General features: G+C 59.2%; 22 protein-coding genes. 6 read left to right on the top strand and 16 right to left on the bottom strand.

Annotated features, from left to right (window positions below):
* Positions 1-99 precede the first annotated feature (99 nt).
* The 3 genes from nhaB to HDC30_RS01025 all read right to left on the bottom strand — a co-directional run bounded on the left by nhaB (position 100) and on the right by HDC30_RS01025 (position 3,504).
* Entirely contained in the window at positions 100-1,602 is a 1,503-nt protein-coding gene (nhaB, locus tag HDC30_RS01035; RefSeq protein ID WP_027612696.1) for a sodium/proton antiporter NhaB, read from the bottom strand.
* Between the two features lie 67 nt (positions 1,603-1,669).
* Positions 1,670-2,959: a hypothetical protein gene (locus HDC30_RS01030; protein ID WP_027612697.1), complete on the bottom strand. Its 1,290-nt coding sequence runs from the start codon at positions 2,957-2,959 to the stop codon at positions 1,670-1,672.
* Between the two features lie 278 nt (positions 2,960-3,237).
* A complete protein-coding gene (locus tag HDC30_RS01025; protein ID WP_003225374.1) occupies positions 3,238-3,504 on the bottom strand; it encodes a hypothetical protein in 267 nt (88 codons plus the stop codon).
* A gap of 346 nt (positions 3,505-3,850) precedes the next feature.
* Here HDC30_RS01025 and HDC30_RS01020 point away from each other — a divergent pair, with 346 nt between their 5' ends.
* Positions 3,851-5,176, top strand: coding sequence for a sigma-54 dependent transcriptional regulator (locus HDC30_RS01020; RefSeq protein ID WP_027612698.1), 1,326 nt, complete (start codon positions 3,851-3,853; stop codon positions 5,174-5,176).
* 86 nt (positions 5,177-5,262) lie between these two features.
* Here HDC30_RS01020 and HDC30_RS01015 read toward each other — a convergent pair whose 3' ends face one another.
* The 9 genes from HDC30_RS01015 to HDC30_RS00975 form a co-directional block, all read right to left on the bottom strand.
* A complete protein-coding gene (locus HDC30_RS01015; RefSeq protein ID WP_183780046.1) occupies positions 5,263-6,585 on the bottom strand; it encodes a hypothetical protein in 1,323 nt (440 codons plus the stop codon).
* A 45-nt stretch (positions 6,586-6,630) separates the two neighbouring features.
* Positions 6,631-7,377 (bottom strand): hypothetical protein, encoded by a 747-nt coding sequence (locus tag HDC30_RS01010; RefSeq protein WP_096796584.1) that lies wholly within the window; start codon positions 7,375-7,377, stop codon positions 6,631-6,633.
* Positions 7,378-7,421: 44 nt separating this feature from the next.
* Positions 7,422-8,102: a C39 family peptidase gene (locus HDC30_RS01005; protein ID WP_007964629.1), complete on the bottom strand. Its 681-nt coding sequence runs from the start codon at positions 8,100-8,102 to the stop codon at positions 7,422-7,424.
* A 63-nt stretch (positions 8,103-8,165) separates the two neighbouring features.
* A complete protein-coding gene (locus HDC30_RS01000) occupies positions 8,166-9,167 on the bottom strand; it encodes a hypothetical protein (RefSeq protein WP_007964628.1) in 1,002 nt (333 codons plus the stop codon).
* Positions 9,168-9,240: 73 nt separating this feature from the next.
* Positions 9,241-9,813 (bottom strand): adhesin, encoded by a 573-nt coding sequence (locus HDC30_RS00995; RefSeq protein WP_183780043.1) that lies wholly within the window; start codon positions 9,811-9,813, stop codon positions 9,241-9,243.
* 1 nt (position 9,814) lies between these two features.
* Entirely contained in the window at positions 9,815-10,264 is a 450-nt protein-coding gene (locus HDC30_RS00990) for a hypothetical protein (RefSeq protein ID WP_027612703.1), read from the bottom strand.
* Positions 10,265-10,599: 335 nt separating this feature from the next.
* Positions 10,600-11,124, bottom strand: a complete 525-nt coding sequence (locus tag HDC30_RS00985; RefSeq protein ID WP_183780040.1) for an AAA family ATPase — start codon at positions 11,122-11,124, stop codon at positions 10,600-10,602.
* Positions 11,121-11,684 (bottom strand): nicotinamide riboside transporter PnuC, encoded by a 564-nt coding sequence (gene pnuC, locus HDC30_RS00980; protein ID WP_027612705.1) that lies wholly within the window; start codon positions 11,682-11,684, stop codon positions 11,121-11,123. Before pnuC ends, HDC30_RS00985 begins: the two co-directional genes overlap by 4 nt.
* Positions 11,685-11,852: 168 nt before the next feature.
* Complete coding sequence (locus tag HDC30_RS00975; protein WP_103366999.1) at positions 11,853-13,487, bottom strand: methyl-accepting chemotaxis protein; 1,635 nt, start codon at positions 13,485-13,487, stop codon at positions 11,853-11,855.
* 304 nt (positions 13,488-13,791) lie between these two features.
* Here HDC30_RS00975 and HDC30_RS00970 point away from each other — a divergent pair, with 304 nt between their 5' ends.
* Positions 13,792-14,622 (top strand): undecaprenyl-diphosphate phosphatase, encoded by an 831-nt coding sequence (locus HDC30_RS00970; RefSeq protein ID WP_027612707.1) that lies wholly within the window; start codon positions 13,792-13,794, stop codon positions 14,620-14,622.
* Positions 14,619-15,047 carry a DUF1294 domain-containing protein gene (locus tag HDC30_RS00965; RefSeq protein WP_183780036.1) on the top strand — a complete coding sequence of 143 codons (429 nt, stop codon included), beginning with the start codon at positions 14,619-14,621 and terminating at the stop codon, positions 15,045-15,047. The genes HDC30_RS00970 and HDC30_RS00965 overlap by 4 nt, the downstream gene beginning before the upstream one ends.
* Before the next feature lie 119 nt (positions 15,048-15,166).
* Here the strand turns inward: HDC30_RS00965 and HDC30_RS00960 are convergent, their stop codons facing one another.
* Both HDC30_RS00960 and HDC30_RS00955 read right to left on the bottom strand, forming a co-directional pair.
* On the bottom strand, positions 15,167-15,526 hold the full coding sequence (locus tag HDC30_RS00960) for an MmcQ/YjbR family DNA-binding protein (protein WP_183780033.1): 360 nt from the start codon (positions 15,524-15,526) through the stop codon (positions 15,167-15,169).
* Entirely contained in the window at positions 15,523-16,431 is a 909-nt protein-coding gene (locus HDC30_RS00955; protein WP_007964611.1) for a LysR substrate-binding domain-containing protein, read from the bottom strand. Before HDC30_RS00955 ends, HDC30_RS00960 begins: the two co-directional genes overlap by 4 nt.
* A gap of 125 nt (positions 16,432-16,556) precedes the next feature.
* Here HDC30_RS00955 and HDC30_RS00950 point away from each other — a divergent pair, with 125 nt between their 5' ends.
* Together HDC30_RS00950 and HDC30_RS00945 are read left to right on the top strand one after the other, a co-directional pair.
* Complete coding sequence (locus HDC30_RS00950; RefSeq protein ID WP_183780030.1) at positions 16,557-17,168, top strand: FMN-dependent NADH-azoreductase; 612 nt, start codon at positions 16,557-16,559, stop codon at positions 17,166-17,168.
* A 238-nt stretch (positions 17,169-17,406) separates the two neighbouring features.
* Positions 17,407-18,444, top strand: coding sequence for a dienelactone hydrolase (locus HDC30_RS00945; protein WP_027612711.1), 1,038 nt, complete (start codon positions 17,407-17,409; stop codon positions 18,442-18,444).
* A 122-nt stretch (positions 18,445-18,566) separates the two neighbouring features.
* On the opposite strand, the gene HDC30_RS00940 is transcribed toward HDC30_RS00945, so the two are convergent.
* Positions 18,567-19,754: an MFS transporter gene (locus HDC30_RS00940; RefSeq protein ID WP_183780027.1), complete on the bottom strand. Its 1,188-nt coding sequence runs from the start codon at positions 19,752-19,754 to the stop codon at positions 18,567-18,569.
* A 279-nt stretch (positions 19,755-20,033) separates the two neighbouring features.
* Positions 20,034-21,620: an ABC-F family ATPase gene (locus tag HDC30_RS00935; protein ID WP_183780025.1), complete on the bottom strand. Its 1,587-nt coding sequence runs from the start codon at positions 21,618-21,620 to the stop codon at positions 20,034-20,036.
* 390 nt (positions 21,621-22,010) lie between these two features.
* Here HDC30_RS00935 and lpxO point away from each other — a divergent pair, with 390 nt between their 5' ends.
* Positions 22,011-22,910, top strand: a complete 900-nt coding sequence (lpxO, locus tag HDC30_RS00930; protein WP_183780021.1) for a lipid A hydroxylase LpxO — start codon at positions 22,011-22,013, stop codon at positions 22,908-22,910.
* The last annotated feature ends 92 nt before the right edge of the window (positions 22,911-23,002 follow it).

Genomic DNA, 23,002 nt, shown 5'->3' with positions numbered 1-23,002 from the left:
TGTGGGAGCGGGCTTGCTCGCGAATGCGGTGCTTCAGTCAGCACATCAAGTGCCTGACACTCCGTCTTCGCGAGCAAGCCCCGCTCCCACAGTTTTAAGTCAGAGCCAGTAACTCACCGCATACCAGCCCAGCAACCCCATCACTACGGTGTACGGCAACGCCATCCACACCATCCGCCCGTACGACAGGCGCACCAGCGGTGCAATCGCCGAGGTCAGCAGGAACAGGAATGCCGCCTGACCGTTCGGCGTCGCCACGCTTGGCAGGTTGGTGCCAGTGTTGATCGCGATCGCCAGGGTCTCGAAATGCTCGCGGCTCATGTGCCCGGACAGGAAAGCCTGTTTCACTTCGGTGATGTAGATCGTGGCGACGAACACGTTATCGCTGATCGCCGAGAGCAGGCCGTTGGCGATGAACAGCATGCCCGGCTGTTGTTCCGCCGGCAGCGCCAGCACCCACTGGATCAACGGGGCGAACAGCTGCTGATCGTGAATCACCGCGACCACGGCAAAGAACACCACCAGCAATGCGGTGAACGGCATGGCGTCCTTGAACGCGCTGCCCAGACGATGCTCGTCGGTGATGCCGGTGAACGCGGTGATCAGCACGATCACCATCAGGCCGATCAGCCCGACCTCCGCGACGTGAAACGCCAGACAACCAATCAGGATCAACGCAGCAGTGCCTTGCACCAGCAGGGCGGCACGCTGACGCGGGGTGCGTTCGGCGTTGTCTTCGGCGGCGTAATTGGCCAGCACGGCGCGGACGTTGTCCGGCAGCAGGGTGCCGTAGCCAAACCAGCGCAGTTTTTCCAGCAGCACGCAGGTCACCAGACCCGCCGCCAGCACCGGCAACGAAACCGGCGCGACTTTCTGGAAGAACTCTGCGAAGTGCCAGCCCATTTCATGACCGATCAGCAGATTCTGCGGCTCACCCACCAGGGTGCAGACCCCGCCGAGTGCGGTGCCGACCGCGCCGTGCATCAGCAGGCTGCGCAGGAATGCGCGGAATTGCTCCAGGTCTTCATGGTGCAGGGCCGGCAGATGGCGGTCGTCGCTGAATTCGCTGTCCTGACGCGGATCATTGCCCGAGGCCACGCGGTGGTAGACCGAATAGAAGCCGACCGCCGCGCTGATGATCACCGCGGTTACGGTCAAGGCATCGAGAAACGCCGACAAAAAAGCTGAGAGAAAGCAGAACATCAGCGCCAGCAGCGCCTTGGAGCGCACGCCCAGCAGCAACCGTGAGAACAGAAACAGCAGCAGATCCTTCATGAAGTAGATGCCCGCGACCATGAACATCAGCAGCAGGATCACCGGGAAGTTGTGCACCAGTTCATCGTACAGGGCCTGTGGTGAGGTCATCTTCAGCAGCAGGGCTTCGATCAGCAACAAGCCACCGGGCATCAATGGATAGCACTTGAGCGCCATGGCCAGGGTGAAAATGAATTCGATCACCAGCAGCCAGCCGGCGGCGACCGGGCCGACAGTGAACAGCACCACGGCGTTGAGGATCAGGAACCCTACGATGCACGCCTTGTACCAGCGGGGCGAGTGCCCGAGAAAATTATGCGCGAACGCCTGGGCCAGTGAACCGGACATCGGTTGCTCCTTGTATTAAGAAGCGCGCAAGTTGCCGCATGTGTCTGGCAAGTTCAAGTCCGGGAAGTTATTGATTCAGATAGCGCGCGACCATGGCGCGGTAGTTGCCGTCGAGCGAGTAGCCGCCGACAAGAATTTTCCGGTCTGGCTGGATCGCGAGAGAATTGGCGGTATCCAGGCTGCGGCCCAGGCGCGTGCGCAACCAGCCGTGGCCGTTGCCGAAGCTCCGGTCGAGATGGCCATCAGCTTTATAGCGAGCAACGATGAAGTCGGCCTCGACGCCGCCGATCGTTGCACCCACCGCCATGATCCGACCATCCGCCATGCGTTGCGCGGCGCTCCACTGGCAACCACTGGGGCCGATTTCCAGCAGATGCGGGTGACCAGTGTCGTTGCGCCAGTCCGGGCGGCCGTTAGGGTGCAGGCTCAGCGCCAGGCAGCGGATCGGATCGCGACTGCTGCCAAAACAGTGCAGATGTTCCTTTGACTCGATGACCTGACAGACCATCGCACTTTTGCCGTTGGCTTTGAAAGCCAGGAAGCCATCCACCGCGAAGCGCTCATCAAGACGCCCGTCAGGCAGGTAGCGCGCCACCAGGCCCTCCTGGGGGAAATCAATTGAGCCGGCGACAAGGATCCGCCCGTCCTCCTGCAATACGAGGCTGCTGAGCCACGTGTTGAGCAGCAAATGTCGAATCATCACGAAACCGCGCCCATTGAAGCTTGCATCGAGCGTCCCGTCTGGCGTCAGGCGGATCAGCATTCCGGCATGGTCGGCGAGTTCGAAGTGGTGATTGGCGATCAGCAGAATATGCCCGTCATCCTGCACGGCGATGTCACAGGCTTCAGCCCCCGGTACGCCGGGTGGCAGCCAGCAATCGCGGGAGCCGACGGACAGGTCGCCGGGCAGGCGCACCACTTTGCAGCCATTTTTACCAAAGTCCGGGTCGGGGGTTCCGTCAGCGCTGAACAGGGCCAGCGCAGGCAGGGTGCGATGGGTGTTTTGATAATGCAGCCCGGCCAGCAGGATTCGTCCGTCGGGCAACACCTGAACCTTGCCACCGGTGGCCTCAAAACCGCATTCGAACTCGCCAATCACGCTGCCTTGCTGGCCGAAAGCGAGGTCGGCCGAACCGTCTGCGAAGAGGCGTGCCAGACCAAACCGACTGCCTTGCGCAGTGCCGACTTTGGCGGCGACCAGCACGCGCCCCTGTCGATCCAGCGCAATACCCTGGGTCATGCTGGAAACACTGCCGGCGAAATACACCTGGGCAACGCCAGTGCTGGCAAATTGTTTGTCGAGTTGCCCGGAACTGTTGAGTAGTGCCGGGCGCGCAAAGGCGTTCTCGGGTGACATGCATGCCTCTCCTTGCAAGTTGACCAGGCCCGAATGGGCGGTAACTGCATGAGCGGAACATTCAATCCCTGAATACACGCAAGTTCAACTGACAGAACTAACAGGTGGAGGGTCGCACTGTGCCATAACAGTGTCTTTTTGAACCAAACGAAAGCCTGCCAAGCAGTGGCGCCTGGCAGCTTGAAGAAAGTTGTACAGAAGCATTGAAGATAAACAGCAGCGGATAACTAACAAAGAACAGAGCGGATGACGTGAAAGTCATCCGCATTAGCCTCTGATCAATGTGGCATCGACCACGATTGCAGCAGGTAACCTTCTTTGCTCAATTCGGCGCGGGCCTGTTGCAACAGCAGTTCCAGTTGCGCCGGATCGGAGTAGGCGCTGCTTGGAATCTGCTGGCGACCGATGTGCGAGTTGGTACGGTCGATGACGGTCAGGTTCAGTTCGCCATTGCCGTCTTGTGGGGCCCAGGCCACGCACTGAAAGGGTTTGAACGCGTGGTTGGCAATCAAAAGAGCTTCGTTGATACGGAGCGGGGCGGTCATTGGGGTCTTCTCTCTGTCGTGCCCAATCAAGTGATGTGCCGTCGGTTGGGCTTACCGTTCGGCTGGTTACTTGTACTGATGCACGCAACCCCGTGGCAGGTCACACACGAAACAAAGAAATTTCAACTTAATTGCTCAGGCTCAACATTCCGAACGTTTTTGAAAGCCTGGTGAAAGATAGCAACTCGATAGCTGACTAATAAACTTGCTTCTTATAACTCGTTAGCTTGTACACCTATAAGCAATCGATACAAGGCCCTGTCAATTTCTTGCTAATGTTACAGTCGGGTCTGCCAAATGACTGTTTTTACAATAATTTCCTTAAATTTGGCGCCAAGGAACAGTCATGATCGAAGCGCCTGCGTTACGACGTTTATTGGTGGTCGACCCGTGCGACGACTGTCACCGGTTATTACCTGGTTTGCGCTCGGTGGGATGGGATGTCGACAGTTGTAGCCTGGAAAATGCCGCCGATCGGACATGCGATGTCGGGCTGCTGCGACTGCAACCTTTTCACCTTGAACGTCCCGAAGCGGTCAAGGAACTGATCAGCCGTAGCGGCACCGAGTGGATCGCGGTGTTGAACCAGGAAGTCCTGCGGTTGCAGAACGTCGGTGACTTCGTCTGCGAATGGTTTTTCGATTTCCACACCTTGCCGTTCGATGTCTCGCGGGTCCAGGTGACCCTGGGCCGCGCGTTCGGCATGGCGCGTTTGCGCGGGCAAGGCACGATTCACGTCGACCAGCCTGAACACGAGTTACTCGGCGACAGCAAGCCGATCCGCGAACTGCGCAAATTATTGAGCAAACTGGCACCGACCGAATCCCCGGTACTGATCCGCGGTGAAAGCGGCACCGGTAAAGAACTGGTGGCGCGCACGCTGCATCGCCAGTCCCAGCGCCACAGCAAGCCGTTCGTGGCGATCAACTGCGGGGCGATTCCCGAACACTTGATTCAATCCGAACTGTTCGGTCACGAAAAAGGCGCTTTCACCGGTGCGCATCAGCGCAAGGTCGGGCGCATTGAGGCCGCCAATGGCGGCACGCTGTTTCTCGATGAAATCGGCGATCTGCCGCTGGAATTGCAGGCCAATCTGCTGCGTTTTCTGCAGGAGAAACACATCGAGCGCGTGGGTGGCAGCCAGCCGATCCCGGTGGATGTTCGCGTGCTGGCGGCCACCCACGTCGACCTCGAAGCGGCGATCGAGAAAAAGCGTTTTCGCGAAGACCTGTATTACCGCCTCAATGTGCTGCAAGTGGTGACCGCGCCATTGCGCGAGCGCCACGGTGATCTGTCGATGCTGGCCAACCATTTCTCGCATTTTTACAGCCACGAAACCGGCCGCCGCCCGCGCAGCTTCAGTGAGGATGCGTTGATCGCCATGGGCAAGCACGACTGGCCAGGCAACGTTCGAGAACTGGCCAACCGCGTGCGACGGGGTCTGGTTCTGGCGGAAGGCCGACAGATCGAAGCCCGGGATCTGGGATTGCTCAGCCAGCACACGATTTCGACGCCGATGGGTACGCTGGAAGACTACAAGACGCGCGCTGAACGCCAGGCGCTGTGCGATGTGTTGAACCGTCACAGCGACAACCTCAGTGTGGCGGCGAAAGTGCTGGGGGTGTCGCGGCCGACGTTTTATCGCCTGCTGCACAAGCATCAGATTCGCTAGAGAACAAAGCTCAAAAGATCGCAGCCTGCGGCAGCTTCTACAGGGATTACCTCTGTAGGAGCTGCCGCAGGCTGCGATCTTGTGCTTTAGAAGTAGTACGGGAATTTCAGGCTGAAGGAGAAGTCCGGGGCATCGTCGGTCATGCCGATCGACAGGTTGGGCACGATGGTCAGGTTATCCGTGGCGGCAATGGTCATGCCGACGTTGAAATAACCGGCGTTGGCGTCACTGGAGACCACCGATTGCCAATCACCGCCATCCTGTTTCAGCTTGCTCTTGCGTTGCACCAGGTCAGACACCGAGAACGACATACTCATCTTTTCGTTCAGAGCGAACGCAATACCGGCGCCGATCTGGAAGCTGTCGCCAATCTTTACCTTGCCCGGGGTTTTCTGGTTGACGGTCGAGCTGATGTCGTCGAACGACTCCTCCAGGTTGTGGGTGTAGGACAGGCTGCCGAACAGCACCGCCGGGTCGAACGTCTTGACCAGCGAAACCCCGGGTGTGATCGACCAGACACCGTTACCGGTTGGCAGCGTGTCAGGCACGAACAGGTTGGAGTTGGCGTCGGTCTGGCGCAGTTTGATGCCGAACGGATCCTTGCCGGTTGGCGCCTTGACCCGCAGGGTGACCACGGCGTCCGGCGTGTTGACCGACTCGTCGAGGAACTTGTAGGCAATACCGAAGTTGACGTCGCCGATGGTCGGGTCGCGCGAAACATCCTGTTCCGTCGTGACGTTGGACGCACCACCGTTGCCGCCACCGGACTGGTAGGTCGATTCGCGGTAAACCACCGGCACGTTCACGTCAAACTGCCAACGGTTGTCGAAGTTGTAGCGCCCGGTCAGGTCCAGCGTCCAGGTGTCGGCCTTGATCCGGTCGAGGTTGATGTTGCCCAGAAAGATCGAGTCCAGCGCGAGGAAACCGTTGAGGATCAACTGCCGGGTGTCGTAACGCGAGTAGGTCACGCCGGTTTCAAAGCTGAATTTACCGCCGCCGAAGAAGCCGCTGGCTTCGTCGTAGAGGTTGGACACACTCTGTGCCGGTTGCGAATCGTCGGCCAGCGACTGGCCGTAAGAAGCGCCGCTGCCCCCGGCGGCGCCCCCCGACGCTGCTGCCGCGCCAACGCCGGGAGCCCCGGTACCGGTCGCGACTTTTGGATTGCCTTTCATGTCAGACGGCGACTTGGCCAGCCGTTTGGGTTGCGGGGCTGCCGGTTGATCTTCGACCTGACGGACCCGTTGTTCGAGCACCGCCAGGGCCTTTTGTTGCACTTCGTATCGTTGCTTCAGCTCCAGAAGTTCCTGTTTCAGGGTCTCCACATCTGCGTCGGGTGCTGCTTGCAGCATCGCCGCGGGTAGAAGAGTACTCAGACATACAGCGGCACGCAGTGATACTGATCGATACATGAATAAGCCGTCCCTTTAAGCCCAATGATCGAGACTCAGCGTAGTTCAATATCCGATATTGCGTAGTGCCCTGAGTTGAGTCAGGTTGCAGTCCAGTGCGCCGGGGCTGATGCCGTTATTGTTAAGCACAACATTGAGTTGGGTCATGTTGTTGACCACGTTGGCGCTGCCGAGCAGGCGGGTGTTCTGCAGCAGGCCACCCTGGGCCACTTGTTGCAGGGCGGTGCCTTGATTGCCCGAGGCCTGAATGGCCATTTGCACACCACTGTTGGTGGCCGAAACGGCGACACTGCCGGCGGCATTGCTGGCCCCGATGGTCTGCCCGGCCATCAGCGCCTGGCCTTGTGCGGGTGCCAGCGGAGGAGGGGTATTGGCTTCTTTTACATTGATGGCCACGTTGTTGCTGGCGGTGTTGCCGTCGCCGGCGGCGCGTACGCTTTGGGTCACGCCCTGGCTGCTGTTGAGTACCGCGCCACCAATGACATTGCCAGTGCCCGGCGTCGGGGTGCTGCCGTTGCCCTGTTCCTTGATGGTCGAGACATAGAATTCCGGTTTGATCGTGGCGGCCTGGATTTGCATCGACGTCGCAGCGCCGATCAGATCACCGCTGGCGTTGCGCCAGGTACTGCTCATGACAATGCCGAAGCTGATGATCCGCCCCGGCATGACGTAACGACCACGAAGCTGGGACAGCTCCTGATCCTGAACTTCGATGGGTTTGAATCCTGCATTGGCATAGCCTGACGCGCTCGCTGCCAGGCAGGCGGCGGCCAGCCAGTATGAGGTTTTCATCTGCTGCTCCCGGGACATCCAGCCCCATTCTTTATAATCGGCGATTAAAAGAAGTCGCTCTGTATGAACCCGAAGTCCATCAATTCGGCATCTCTGACAGGGTTGAAGTTATCCAGCTTGTTCTTCGCGGTCAGCGGGGTCGGCGGCATGCGCAATGCATTGGTTTTGTCATAACCGGGGCCGACGATGGCGAAGACGATGCCGTTCCAACCTTTGACAAAGTCATCATGGGCGTAGCGTTTATGGCCTAAGACGGGATCTCCGATATAAACCCAATCCTTGTCCGAACGCTGCAGCACCACGAAATGCTTGTAGCCGCGAATTTCCATCAGTACCACCACCGGGATTGTTACGTCGTCGAGTTTTTCCGGTGGAATCTTGTAGCCCCTGGCGCGCATGCCGATGCTTTCTATGTAGCGTTTCATGTCCAGCATGGAGAAACCTTGAGTACGCACAAGGTCCTGGTCAGCGTTGACCAGCATGCCTTTGATGATGTGCTCTTCATCGACGTCGAGCCAATAAGCCTGGCGCAGTACCGTGGCCAGTGCGGCGGCGCCGCAGCTGAAATCGGTTTTTTGTTCGACGATGTCGGCAAACTTGCGTTCACGAATGCTTTGCACGTTCTTGTAGACGAGTACGCCGCCGGGCAGGGCAGCGACGGGCATCTGGGCAGCCTGGGTCAGGCCGGACAGGCAAAGCAGGGCGATAAAGGCAGTCTTACGCATGATCGATACGCCTTTGCGGACTGAGGAAAAGCCCCGTTTCCGGGGCTTTCGTTTCGATCGCGATTACATGCAGGCTTTGCAACCTGCAGCGATGGACAGCGAGTTGCTTTGTTGGTTGCCAACACCGGCGGCGTTGTTGTAACCAGCGTTACCGGAGAAGTTGTTACCAACGTTCGAGATGTTCGCGTTGTTGGTCACAGGGTTTTTCCAGCCATCAGGGGTCAGCACTTGTTGAGTGGTGACGCCAGCCAGGCCGAAGACACCGACAGCTTCGAAGGTGGCTTTCTGATCTTTGCTGCCGCCGTTACCGCCATGGCCGCGATCGTTGTCGCCATAGCCGCCACCGCCGTGGCCTTTATCACCTTCGATGGTAGCCTTGCCAACGGCAGCGAACGCGCCGACGGCGGCCACGGTGCCGGTGAGGGTATCTTTTTTGTAGGTTTGAGTGCCGTTATTGGACACAGTCAGGCCAGTGGAGCTTTGGTTCGCAGCAGCAGCAGCGTTAGCTACACGACCACCCGATACAGCAATAGCCAGGTTGTTTTTCTGTTGGTTGAAGTTGCCGGCACTGTTGTTCACGCCAATGTTGCCGGAACCGCCGTTACCCACGTTGTTGAGGTTGGCGTTGTTGGTTGTCGAGTAGTTGGCAACCGCGTTGTTGTTGTTGACCTGAGTGGCGCTGGAGACAGATACCGCGCTGCCGAAGATAAAGCTTTCGTCGGCAGTCGCCAGTGCAGCAGCGTTGTCTTGCTGGTTGCCATCGCCGGCGGTGTTGTTCATGCCGACGTTGCCGTTGGTGCCATTGGCCGAGTTATTGACGTTGGCATCGTTTTTGGTGCCTTGGTTGCCCACCAGGTTGCCATCGCTGTTCTGCGTGTCGAGTACGGCAGCCCCGGCGCCGGCTCCGATTTGCAGAAGTTGTTCTAGGGTAGGGCCTTTGGGTTCATGGTTGCCATGGCCATTGCCGTGCCCGTTACCATGATCATTGCCGCCTGCCTGAGCCGCCATTGCCATTACTGCTGCAAGTGCGAAAACCAGTGGTTTGAGAGCCATTGTAGGTTTCATGGTGTTTCTCCATCGTGCTTATTAGTTGGTTAAGTGTTGGTACTTTCTAATTGCACTGCTTTTGTTGTTTGGGTCAGTCAGCGACCCGGATGCTCAGGGTGTTAGCCATACGGTTCCCCACCCCGGCACTCTGGTTCACCTGAATCACCCCTCGGCTGCCGGTGAAGGCCTGATCACTTGTCGTGACCTGGCGACTGCCGGGTGAGGTGCCAGTTGCTCCTGAGCTCGGTAAAAGCGCCACGTTCTGTTGCGACAGGGCGCTGTCGTCAACGCTTTGCGGGGCAGCACTGATGCTGACGCGCGTCACGTTGGCCATCTGGTTGTTGGCCCCGGCGCCCTGGTTCACGCCCAGGATTCCGTTGCCATTACTGAAAGAGTTGCCGCCAATGGTGGCGCTGGCGTTCGTTGAAGGGTTGGCCGGTGTATCGATGTGCTGCCGGACGTTGGTGGTAGCACTGGCCGAGGTACCAATGGCGATGGCTTTGGTATTGGTTTGTTGCATCTGGTCGCCAGCAGCCTGGTTGACGTTGTAGTTGCCGCGGTACTGGACGCCGGTCTCCTGAATGTTCGCGTTATTGACCGAGTCGGGGGCGGCCAGCGCCTGGACGCAGCCGAAAAGGGCAAGTAAAAGAAGAGAACGATTCATCTCATTGCCCTCCGGCCATGCGGGTCAGCGGAGCAAGACCTGAACTCATCGCACGGTTGACGGTGTTGGAGATCGAGCCGCCCGCGCCACCGCCGTGACCGCCGCCCATGCCGGGCAGGCCGTTGGGATTGGTCAGGGTGTTCATGCCAGGCATGTTGGCGGTGGGCGTGGTGATATTGCCGCGAATCGAAGCGCCACTGGCTACACTGGCAAATTCACCGTCATTGAGCTCGGTGCTGGTCATCGCCTGATTGATGCGAGCCGAAGGGTTGGCGTTGACCGTGGTTGGGTAGGGGTCTTTGCCACCGCTGCGCCCGATAGGAATGGGCTGAACGTCGCGGTTGAGAACGATCACGCCATTGCCTTCGGCCTGAACGTTGAAACTGATGAATGTGCTGGCGGCTGATCCAATCAGCAGAAGGCAGGTCAGGCCTTTATTGATATTCCCCACGGCGGCAATTCCTTCTTCAGTGGGCTGGCTCTTGTCAGCGTTGGGAAGGAGAGAGCGAAAGCTGTGCCGCTTTTGAGTTGTCTATTGTTTTCAACGGGTTGGCGCTGAGGCACGCAACGTTGATACATAACCTGTTTCAGCGCTGAAACAGCCATGTCGACAGCGGCGGGGGCAGGGGCGGTGCAAAGCTCTGGAACAAGGGTTTGCCGGGGACTGTTTCACTGGCGTAACAGTTGCCCTTTCAGAATGATGAAGGCCATTTAAACGGCTGCTTTGCGCGGGGTCGGGTGTTTCAGGAATGGACACTTGGGCTCCGAAAGGAGCTGTTTGCCAGGTCAATCAGCCATCAAGCGCGCCACTGCTTCGAAAGCCTGAAACCGCCGTTCATCCCAGTTGCCCTGAATGATCTGCAGCGGTTGTCCGTGCTGTTCCAGCCAGTCGCGGGTGGCCTGAAAGAACGCCATGCGTTCGCTGAACTGCGGCTGGCAGCGTTGGCCGTCGTCAGTCCAGTCGATCTGCTCCGGCGACAACAGCAGATGCAGGTCGTAATGCCGGGCCAGCAGCTCGGGTTCCAGCCACGCCGGGCAGGCGCCAAACAGGGTCTGGCTCCAGAGGATGTTGCTCAGCAAATGGGTATCGAGAATCAGCAATTGCGGTTGCTGCGCCCGCGCCTGATCTTCCCATTGCAGCTGCCCACGGGCGATGTTGGGGATGTCGTTGAGGCAGGTATCGCGTGGATTCTGCTCGATGAACCAGCGCACGTATTCGTCCACCCGCAGGCCGCCGAAGCGCGCCTGAAGGCCAGCGGCCAGCCAGCTCTTGCCGGTGGATTCCGGGCCGGTGAGGACAACTACCTTCATCGCTGCAACGCCGGATCGGCGCGCCATTCGCGCCAGCCTTGCACCGCAATCAGGGTGAACAGGGCATACAGCGCGGCGGTGAGGTACAGACCCTTGTACAGGAACAGACCGACGAAAATCACATCCAGCACGAACCACAGCGCCCAGCATTGCAGACGTTTCTGCGCCATCCACAATTGCGCAACCAGGCTGAACGCCGTCAGCGCGGCATCGAGCCACGGCTGCGCCGCGTCGGTCCAGTGCGCCATGGCCGCGCCGAGCAGCAGGCTGCCCAGTGCCCCGATACTCAGACCGAGCAGGATCGAGCGCCGATCCAGACGCGTGACTTCACGGCCGTCTTGCATCGTCCCGGCGCGGGTCCATTGCCACCAGCCGTAGACTTGCAGCGCGGCGTAAATCACTTGCAGCAACATGTCCGAGTACAGCTTCACGTCATAGAAAATCCAGCTGTACAGCAACACCATGACCAGGCCGATCGGCCAGCACCACGGATTCTGTTTGACCGTCAGCCAGACGGCGATCACACCGAGGGCGGCGGCAAACAGTTCAAGCCCGGACATGGGGGTTCCTTGGGGGAGTGCAAGAAGGGGCGCAATTGTACCCAAAAACCTTGAATGACGAATAACCCTGTGGGAGCGAGCCTGCTCGCGAAAGCGGCATGTCAGCAACGCAGATGTTGACTTACATTAAGCCTTCGCGAGCAGGCTCGCTCCCACAAGGGTGAGGGGTCAGACGCGGAACTGGCGCAGCAACTGGTTCAGCTGTTCACTCAACTGCCCAAGCTTGACGCTCGCCACACTCGACTGCTCCGCCGCCAGCGCCGTGCTGTGAGACAGGCCGGCCGCCTGCGTGACGTTCTGGTTGATGTCCTCGACCACATGCGCCTGTTGCAGTGTGGCGCTGGCAATCGAGGCGTTCAGGCCATTGAGATTGCGCAGGGCCTGGCCGATGGCATTCAGGCTCGCGCCGGCCAATCCCGCCTGTTCGATGGTCAGTTGCGAGGCCTTGCTGCTGTCGCCGATGACCTTCACCGCGGCTTCGGAATGATTTTGCAGGCGTTCGATCATGCTCTGGATTTCCGCTGTCGACTTTTGCGTGCGCTGCGCCAGCAACCGCACTTCATCGGCCACCACCGCAAAGCCCCGGCCCTGTTCCCCGGCGCGGGCCGCTTCGATGGCCGCGTTGAGTGCCAGCAGATTGGTTTGCTCGGCAATCGAGCGGATCACCTCAAGCACACTGCCGATCTGCGTGCTTTCGGCCGCCAGGGTGCGAATCACTTCGACCGCTTGGTCAATGGTTCCGGACAACTTGTCGATCTGTTGCAGACTGCCGTCGATGTTGATCTGGCCCTGCTGTGCCTGAGCTTCGGCATCGCGCATTTCAGCGGCAGCATGTTCGGCGTTCTTCGCCACATCCTGCACGCCGTAGGTGACTTCGTTGATCGCGGTCGCGACCAGTTCCATCTGCTGCGATTGCTGCTGGCTGCGCTGCTGGGCCTGGGTCGCGTCGTTACCCAGTTCACTGGACGACTGGCCGAGCGCACTGGCCGAAACCTGCAGGTCACCGATGACCCGGCGCAACTTGGCGGTGAAGGCGTTGAAGTGATGCGCCAGTTGCGTGACTTCGTCCTGACCGTGGGTGTCGAGGCTGCGGGTCAGGTCGCTCTCGCCGCTGGCGATGTTGGCCATGGCGTTCACGGTTTCCTGCAACGGACGGACGATGCTGCGGGCAATCAAAATCACCAGCAGGGCCATGATCACGGCGATCACCAAACCAATCACCGAAGCCTTGATCAACTGCCCCCGGAACTCGCTCTGCACATCATCGACGTAAACGCCCGAACCGAGCACCCAGCCCCACGGCTCGAACAATTTTACATAGGAGGTTTTCGCCACCGGTTCGCTGGCACCGGGCTTGGGCCAGCGGTAATCGACCATGCCCGCGCCTTTGCTTTTGGCGATCGCGACCATCTCGTTGAACACCGCGAAACCGTCTGGGTCGCGGATCGCTGAAAGGTTCTGGCCTTCGAGTTTGGGGTTGGTCGGGTGCATGACCATCACGGGGGTGAGGTCGTTGATCCAAAAGTAATCGCTCTGGTCGTAGCGTAGGCCACGAATCGCGGTCAACGCCTGTTTCTGCGCGGCGTCGCGGGTCAGGGTGCCGGCGGTTTCGAGGTCGTGGTAATAGGTCAGCAGGCCGCTGGCGGTCTGCACCACATGCTGGGTTTTCTGCGCCTTGGCGTGGTACAGGTCATCGTGGATCTGCTTGAGCATCAACACGCCCAAGGTCAACAACATGACCACCGCCACAATCAAAATGAGCCACAAGCGTCGGCTGATCGACACACTGCGCAAGCTGTTCATAACGCTGTCACTCCGATTTCTTTTTCTTGTAATAAATCAACGCCAGCATCCAACCACGTTTGGGTGGTCAGGCATACGCGACCCAAGTCGAATAACGCCGCAGCACTATTAAGGCTTGTCTGTTAGGATTTCGGCCCCGCGCGTGAAAACCTGAATCCAAATTGATATTTCACGGAATTTTGACCGTTTCGTGTGGATGCTGTGTGCGCGGAATCGGTACAGCTACAAACAGCTACGCTGATCGCAGTGAACGTAAAAAAATACTATCGGGGCATGCCTTTGTGCATCGCTCTTTGGGGGACTGATGGATCTTTGGACCGCCTTGCAGGCACTGATTCTTGGAGTTGTAGAGGGGCTGACGGAGTTTTTGCCCATTTCCAGTACCGGACACCAGATCATTGTTGCCGACTTGCTCGACTTCGGCGGCGAACGGGCCATGGCGTTCAACATCATTATTCAGCTCGGCGCGATCCTCGCGGTGGTCTGGGAGTTTCGTCGCAAGATTCTCGACGTGGTGATCGGCTTGCCGACCCAGCCGAGTGCGCGGCGTTTTACCGCCAACCTGCTGATCGCGTTTCTGCCGGCGGTGGTGCTGGGGGTGATTTTCGCCGACCTGATTCACCAATACCTGTTCAATCCGATCACCGTCGCGACCGCGCTGGTGGTGGGCGGTGTGATCATGCTGTGGGCCGAGCGTCGGCAACATGAAGTGCACGCCGAAACCGTGGACGAGATCACCTGGAAGGACGCGCTGAAAGTCGGTTTCGCGCAGTGTCTGGCGATGATCCCCGGTACCTCGCGTTCCGGCTCGACGATCATCGGCGGCCTGCTGTTTGGCCTGTCGCGCAAGACCGCGACCGAGTTCTCGTTCTTCCTGGCGATGCCGACCATGGTCGGTGCGGCGGTGTACTCCGGTTACAAGTATCGCCATCTGTTTGTGCCGGCGGACTTCCCGGTGTTCGCCATCGGCTTCATCACCGCGTTCATCTTCGCCATGATTGCCGTGCGCGGTCTGCTCAAGTTCATCGCCAGCCACAGTTACGCGGCATTCGCCTGGTACCGGATTGTTTTCGGTTTGGTGATTCTGGCGACCTGGCAGTTCGGCTGGGTGGATTGGTCGGCGGCGAAACCATGAGTGATTCCCGCGCGCGCCGCCCGGATGGACGACCGTCCGGTGGCGGCATTCAGCATCTGAAACTGAAACTGGCGGTGCTGCTGATCGTCTGCGCGCTGCCGCTGTTCGGCTCGCTGTCGATGTGGCTGCGCGGCATCTCGCTGGTGCCGTTGACCGCTTATGGCGCGGTCAGCGTGCTGGCGTTTTTCATGTACTGGGCAGACAAGCGCAAGGCCCGCGCCGATGCGTGGCGCACACCGGAGAACATCCTGCACGCGCTGGAACTGGCTGGCGGCTGGCCCGGCGCGCTGATCGCCCAACAGGTATTCCGGCACAAGACGCGCAAGGTGTCGTTTCAGATTCTGTTCTGGGTGATTGTGGCGCTGCATCAGGTGTTCTGGATCGACCAGTTGTTTCTCGGTTCGAACCTGCTTTCACATATTTAAGCTTCACACATGACCCATGTGGGAGCGGGCTTGCTCGCGAAAGCGGTGTGCCAATGGACGAATATGTTGTCTGACACACCGCTTTGGCGAGCAAGCCCGCTCCCACCAAAATCAAAAAGCTAGAGCAGTAATCCGATTTGGGTTTTCTTCGGCAACTTGCTCACCACCAACTGATGCGACCGTGTCAGCAACCCGCGTAATTCCTCCGCGCCCAGCGGGTAGGGCGGGTGCATGATGATCCACTGCGCCCGCGCCAGATAAGGCGCAGGGTGAATACCCGGGCGGTCGCAATGGCCGAGAAACAGGTCCTTGTCGACCTTGAACGCCAGTGAGTCCCCGCGCAGCCCTTGCAGGGCAAACATCTTGTTGCCGGCAATCGAGAACACCCGCACGCCGCCCCATTTGTAATCCTCCCGCGCGCCCGGCAAGGCCAGGCAGAAGGCGGCGACGTCCGCTTCGTTCATTTTTCCCTTATTCATAACAACCGCTCCCCACACGCATTGAACGATTCGACCAAGTGATCGATCCACGCCCGCACCGCCGGCATCACCCCGCGTCGATGCGGATACACCGCCTGCAACCAGCCGCCGGGCAACGACCACTCGGGCAACAGTTGCACCAGCGCGCCGCTCTCAAGGTCGGCTTCGCAATACATCATCGGCAGCAGGGTAAAACCCTGGCCGGCGAGCACACAGGCCTTGCGCACGATGAAGTCATCGATGCCCAACCGCGCCTCCATGTTCAGTTCGACGCTGTTGCCTTGCTCATCCAGCAAGCGCACATGCACCATGCGATCGGCCTCCAGCGCGCCGAGCACCGGCAGGTTCTTCAAGTCCTGCGGATGAGTGATGGTTTTGCCCTCGACAAAAGCCGGGCTGGCCACCACGACCATTTGTGCCTGGCGCAGACGCCGGGTGACCAGCAAGGGATCTTCATCGCCCAACTCGCGTACACGCAGGGCCACGTCGAAGCCTTCGGCCACCAGATCCACCCGGCGATTGAGCAGCACCACCTCCAGTTGCACCTGAGGGAATTTGCCGAGGAATTCGCTGATCACCCACGGCAACATTTCCCGCGCCAGACCGGTAGGACAGGATACGCGCAGGCGGCCACGTGGCTCGCTGGACATGCTGGCGACCGCTTCGTCGGCCATCTCCGCTTCCAGCAACATCGCCTGACAGTGACGCAAGTAGCGCTCGCCAACCGCGGTCAGGTTCAACTGGCGCGTGGTGCGTTGCAGCAGACGGGCGCCGAGGCGCTCTTCGAGTTCGGCGATGCGTCGTGACAGGCGGGACTTGGGAATGCCCAGCAAACGCCCGGCCGCCGCGAAGCCACCGGCCTCGACCACCTTGGCGAAATAGTAGAGATCATTGAGATCCTGCATGAAAAGTCCACCGTTCTATCAGTGGGACGAACTATCGCATTGTCGGCGGCTAATCAGCTATTGGTTTCTTCCGTAGGATTGTCTCCATTCCGTCGCCGCCGGCGATTCTTTACAGGAGATTCCACATGAAACTGCTGCACATCGATTCGAGCATTCTGGGCGACAACTCCGCTTCCCGTCAGTTGAGCAGCCAAGTCGTCAAAGCCTGGCAAGCCGCCGAGCCAACCGCCGTGGTCACCTACCGTGACCTGGCCGCCGACGCCATCAGTCACTTCTCGTCGACCACCCTGGTGGCTGCCGGTACCACTGCTGAGCTGCGCGACGCCGCACAACAGCACGAAGCCGAACTGAGCGCCTCGACCCTGGCTGAATTCATCGCTGCCGACGCCATCGTCATTGCCGCGCCGATGTACAACTTCACCGTGCCGACCCAGCTCAAGGCCTGGATCGACCGCGTCGCCGTTGCCGGCCAGACTTTCCGTTACACCGAAGCCGGCCCTGAAGGCCTGTGCGGTGGCAAGAAAGTGGTGATCGTCTCCACCTCCGGCGGCATCCATGCCGGTCAGGCGAGCGGCATCGCTCACGAGGAATATCTGAAGCTGGTACTGGGCTTCCTCGGCATCTCCGACATCGAAATCGTCCGTGCCGAAGGTCTGGCCTACGGTGATGAAGTGCGCAACAACGCGATGAGTGCTGCTCAGGCGAAGATCAGCGAGCAATTGTTTGCCGCCGCGTAAGCATTGCGTAAAGACCAGCTGCCGTTCAGGTAGCCCCTCAAAAAACTCTGTATTCTGGTTCTGCAAGGGCCAGATGCGGAGTTTTTTGTTTCTGACTGTTGCATAATCTGGCCCGGGTTATGCAGTCAAACGATCAACGTCTGAGTGCACCGTTGCGCCGGATCTCCGAACCTCAGGGTTTGGGGCGTGTCGGAACACAAAGGATCTTTCGATTGAGTAACACAGGGTGGGCCATCACATGATGCGTCTTTGTGCAACGTTACTGATTTGCCTGCTCGGCAGCCTCGGTTCAGTGCATGCCGCGCCCGGGCGACACCCTGTCTGGAGTGTCGGTTACCACGAAATGACATTCCTCGATCCGCTGGATCTGCAACCGATGCGCGCCATCGCCTTCTATCCTTCCAGCGACCGCGAACATAGCAGCCTGCTTGAGGGTTACACCGTCGAGGCCGGCGCTGACACCAAGGTGGCCATCGGTCGCTTTCCGATGCTGATGCTGTCTCACGGCAACACCGGAACGCCGCTGGCGCTGCATGACCTCGCCACCTCGCTGGCACGCAAGGGCTTTGTGGTGGTCGCGGTGATTCATCCCGGCGACAACTCCAAAGACCACAGCCGCCTCGGCACCCTGAGCAATCTGTATGGGCGGCCGATCCAGATTTCCGAAGCGATCACCGCGACCCTCGGCGACCCGATGCTCTCGCCGTTCGTCAACGCTGATCAGGTCGGGGTCATTGGTTATTCGGCCGGTGGCGAAACCGCGTTGATTCTCTCCGGCGCGCAGCCGGATCTGGATCGTCTGCGCCGCTACTGCCAGGAACGCCCTGACGACCATGATGCCTGCAACACCCAGGGTGAACTGATCGTCGACCGCGACGATTTGCAGCCAGTGGCCGATTCGCGCGTGCATGCCTTGCTGCTGATGGCGCCGCTGAGCCTGAAATTCGGCCGTAGCACCCTGGCGGATGTGCATGTGCCGGTGCTGCTGTACAGCGGCGATGGCGACAAACTGGTGGCCTTCGACAAAAACGCCGCGGCTCTGGCGCGCAAACTGCCGACCGCGCCGGACTTCAAGTTATTGGCCGGGGCAGGGCACTTCGTATTCATGGCGCCGTGCAACGAAGAGCAGATCCGCGCCATGCCGGCGTTGTGCACCGACGCTGATGGCGTGGATCGCGAAGACATTCACCGCAACCTGATTTCCGAGGCCGGGCAGTTCTTCTCGCGCACGCTGGGCAAGCCGAGCCGGGCGGGGATGCAGACCGCGGATCAATAAACGACTCAATCCCCCTGTGGGAGCGGGCTTGCTCGCGAATGCGATAGATCAGTCACTCTATATTTTGACTGACCCACCGCCTTCGCGAGCAAGCCCGCTCCCACAGTGATTTGTACGAAATTTCAGGATGTCGAGTGGCGCTTGAGTACCAAGGTCAACCCCAGCCCGATCACTGACAACAGCGCCGCACTGAAGAAAATCCACGCATACCCCAGATTCAACGCCACCGCGCCCATCAACGGCCCGGCAATCGCCAGCGCCAGATCAAAGAACACCGCATAAGCCCCCAACCCCGAGCCACGGCTGGAACTGGGCACCTGCTTGATCGCCTCGACCCCCAGCGCCGGATACACCAGCGACAAGCCAAACCCGGCCAGTCCCGCGCCAATCAGGGCGAATGCGGTAGAGGGCGCGAGCCACAGCAACACCAGTCCGATGGTTTCGATGCTCATGCAGGCGATCGCCGAATTGAAACCGCCAAAGCGGCTGATCGCCGAAATGAACAGCAGCCGCGACAGGATGAAACATACACCGAACACCGTCAGGCAATACGCCGCGCCGCTCCAGCCACGGTTGAGGTAATAAAGGGTGATGAAGGTGGTCAGCGTGCCGTAACCGATCGACGCCAGAGTCAAACTGGCCCCATACGGTGCAATCCGCCCGAACACCGCCCAAAAAGGCAGCCGTTCGCCGCGTACCACCGGCACCGAAGGCTTATTGCGGATCAACACCAAGGCCCCGGCGGCCAATATCGACAGAGCGATGCCCAGGCTGGCAAAGCCGTAGTCGGCGACCATCACCACGCCCAGTGGCGCGCCAATCGCTATTGCGCCATAGGAGGCAATGCCGTTCCAGCCGATCGACCTCGCTGTGTGTTCGACGCCGACCTGGCCCATGCACCAACTGATGGTACCGACGCCGATCAAGCCCTGTGCCACGCCGAGAAGCAGCCGACCGATGATCAGAATGATCAGGCTCGGCATCGGGAAGTCCTGCAACAGCGTGGAGATCAGCGTCAGCAGCCCGCTGAGCACAATCCCCGACAAACCAAAAACAATCGCCCGTTTGGTACCCAGCGTATCCGACATGCGGCCCGCCATCGGCCGACTGAGCAGGGTGGCCAGATACTGCGAGCCAATGACCAGCCCGGCAACGATCGCACTGAATCCCAATTGCTCGTGAACATAGCCGGGCAACACCGCAATCGGCAGGCCGATGCACAGGAAGGCGACAAAGGTGTAGAACACGATGGAGACGATCTGCAGGGTGATCGCCAGGGAGCTTTGCGGAGGCGGTTGCTGCGCAGACATGTGGACTCGTTCGCGGGCGGCGGTGGGAGAGTGGGCATCATGGCTGGGCGCTGGAATAAAAGGAAGCAGGCTAACTATTTTTCCTGGAGGCGGTGGTGTTTTCGAGGGCCTCTTCGCGAGCAGGCTCGCTCCCACATTTCGAATGCGTTTCCTGTGGGAGCGAGCCTGCTCGCGAAGGGCTTTGCAGCACAAAATCACTATCCCTTGAAATGCAAAAAGCCCCGTCACAAGGACGGGGCTTTTATCTTGCAGCTAGCAGCTCAATACTCGAAGCTGCTCTTAGAACACCACACCCTGACTACGCAGGTAGTCATCGTAAGTGCCGCTGAAGTCAGTCACGCCGTTGGCGCTCAGCTCGATGATGCGCGTCGCCAGGGACGATACGAACTCACGGTCGTGGCTGACGAAGATCAGCGTGCCCGGGTAGTTTTCCAGCGCCAGGTTCAGCGCCTCGATCGATTCCATGTCCAAGTGGTTGGTCGGTTCGTCCATGATCAGCACGTTCGGCTTTTGCAGGATCAGCTTGCCGAACAGCATGCGACCTTGCTCACCACCGGAAATCACTTTGACCGACTTGAGGATCTCGTCGTTGGAGAACAGCATGCGGCCCAGAGTGCCGCGAATCATCTGCTCGCCCTGAGTCCACTGACCCATCCAGTCGAACAGCGTGACGTCGTCTTCGAAATCGTGCGCATGGTCCTGAGCGTAGTAGCCCAGTTCCGCGGCGTCGGTCCACTTGACGCTACCGGCATCCGGGGTCAGTTCGTTGACCAGGGTACGCAGCAGGGTGGTTTTGCCGATACCGTTCGGGCCGATGATCGCTACGCGCTCGCCGGCTTCAACCTGGAAGCTGAAGTCTTTGAACAGTGGCTTGCCGTCGAAGCCTTTGGCCATTTTTTCGACCATGACCGCCTGACGGTGCAGCTTTTTGTTCTGCTCGAAGCGGATGAACGGGCTGACGCGGCTGGACGGCTTGACCTCGGCCAGCTGGATCTTGTCGATCGCCTTGGCGCGGGAAGTGGCCTGTTTGGCTTTCGAGGCGTTGGCCGAGAAGCGGCTGACGAACGATTGCAGCTCGGAAATCTGCGCTTTCTTCTTGGCGTTTTCCGACAGCAGTTGCTCGCGGGACTGGGTCGCCACGGTCATGTACTCGTCGTAGTTGCCCGGGAACAGGCGCAGCTCGCCGTAATCCAGGTCAGCCATGTGCGTGCACACGCTGTTCAGGAAGTGACGGTCGTGAGAGATGATGATCATCAGGCTGTTACGCTGGGTCAGAACGTTTTCCAGCCAGCGAATGGTGTTGATGTCCAGGTGGTTGGTCGGTTCGTCGAGCAACAGCACTTCCGGATCCGAGAACAGCGCCTGCGCCAGCAATACGCGCAGTTTCCAGCCTGGCGAGACTTCGCTCATCGGGCCGAAATGCTGTTCCAGCGGAATACCCAGACCCAGCAGCAGTTCACCGGCGCGGGATTCGGCGGTGTAGCCGTCCATCTCGGCGAACTCGGTTTCCAGCTCGGCCACGGCCATGCCGTCTTCTTCGCTCATTTCCGCCAGCGAGTAGATGCGATCGCGCTCGGCCTTGACCTTCCACAGCTCTTCGTGACCCATGATCACGGTATCGATCACGGTGAATTCTTCGTAGGCGAACTGGTCCTGGCGCAATTTACCCAGACGCACGTTCGGCTCGAGCATGACCTGACCGCCGGACGGATCGAGGTCGCCGCCGAGGATTTTCATGAAGGTCGACTTGCCGCAACCGTTGGCGCCGATCAGGCCGTAGCGGTTGCCCGCACCGAATTTGACCGAAACGTTTTCGAAGAGCGGCTTGGCGCCGAACTGCATCGTGATGTTAGCTGTAGAAATCAAAGGTTTTTCCTGCGAAGCATTCTGAGTAGCGAGGGTGCGGCTGGAGCGCTTGGCCCGAGTCAAAGTGCGCTGAAGCGGGACAGTCCCGTCATCAACCAAGGGGGGCGCGTAAAGTTTGGCGGCGATTGTACTGGTCTGGCTCTTTAAACGATAGGGCGATGACGTCGCGCCTGCTGTTTGGCAGATTCAGCGGACAGTTTTTCACAGATCAGGTTCACTATTGGTTACAAAGTATGGCTAAAATGCCATCCGATTACCCAATAGCCGCTGACGGCATGGGCTCAAGGAAGTGCCACCGGGATAGTATTTGTATTCATGCCACTGCATCAGACCCTGGGCCTCCGGCCGGCAGGCGCGCAGTTTGTTCACTTTTGACGTGTGACGATTTCCGTGAAACTCATCATTGCCGCTATTTATTTCATTTCGATTGCATACGTTCACCTTCGTGGACGTGTGCGTCACAAACTGGGCCGTCAACTGAGCGATCACTCGACGTTTCTGGCCCCGATCAACTGCTTCCTTTACCTGTTTTCGAAGAAGCCGAACAAACCGTATCTCGATCCGTCCGAGTTTCCGGACCTGAGCCCGTTGCAGGCGCATTGGGAAGAAATTCGCCAGGAAGGGCAGGATCTGCTGCGTGCCGGCGAGATCAAGCGCTCGAATCAGTACGATGACGTCGGTTTCAATTCGTTCTTCAAAAGTGGATGGAAGCGTTTCTACTTGAAATGGTACGGCGAGAGCCATCCGTCGGCGATGAAACTGTGCCCACGCACTACCGAGCTGGTGCAGAGCATCGGTTCGATCAAGGCGGCGATGTTCGCCGAGCTGCCACCGGGGTCGAAACTGGTTCGCCACCGTGACCCGTATGCCGGTTCGTACCGCTACCACCTGGGTCTCGACACGCCGAATGACGCCGGTTGCTACATCAATGTCGACGGCGAGAGCTACCACTGGCGCGACGGTGAAGCGGTGATGTTTGATGAGACTTACATCCACTACGCCGAAAACACCACCGACAAAAACCGCATCATCCTGTTCTGCGACATTGAGCGCCCGATGAAATATCGCTGGGCGGCGGCGTTCAACAGTTGGTTCAGCCGTACCGTGATGTCGGCGGCCGGTGCGCCGAATGACGCTGGTGACCGCACTGGCGGGATCAACCGCCTGTTTACCAAAATCTACAAGGTTCGCCTGCGCGGTAAAGAGCTGAAAAAGCGTAATCGTGCGCGTTACTACATGGAGAAGTGGGCGATTTTCGGCGGTTTGCTGGCGATCTTCATTTTGATCTGACCGGTGTATCGCGCCTGTTTATGCCATCGCCAGCAGGTTGGCTCCTACAGTGGAATGTGAGTTCAGGAAAGAACGCACTTCAACTGTGGGAG

Origin of the sequence: Pseudomonas sp. JAI115 (genome assembly GCF_014200835.1) — a bacterium.
In the GTDB taxonomy this organism is placed as follows: Bacteria; Pseudomonadota; Gammaproteobacteria; order Pseudomonadales; family Pseudomonadaceae; genus Aquipseudomonas; species Aquipseudomonas putida_A.
The sequence above is the reverse complement of the archived record's forward strand: the minus strand, read 5'-3'. Positions and strand labels throughout refer to the sequence as shown.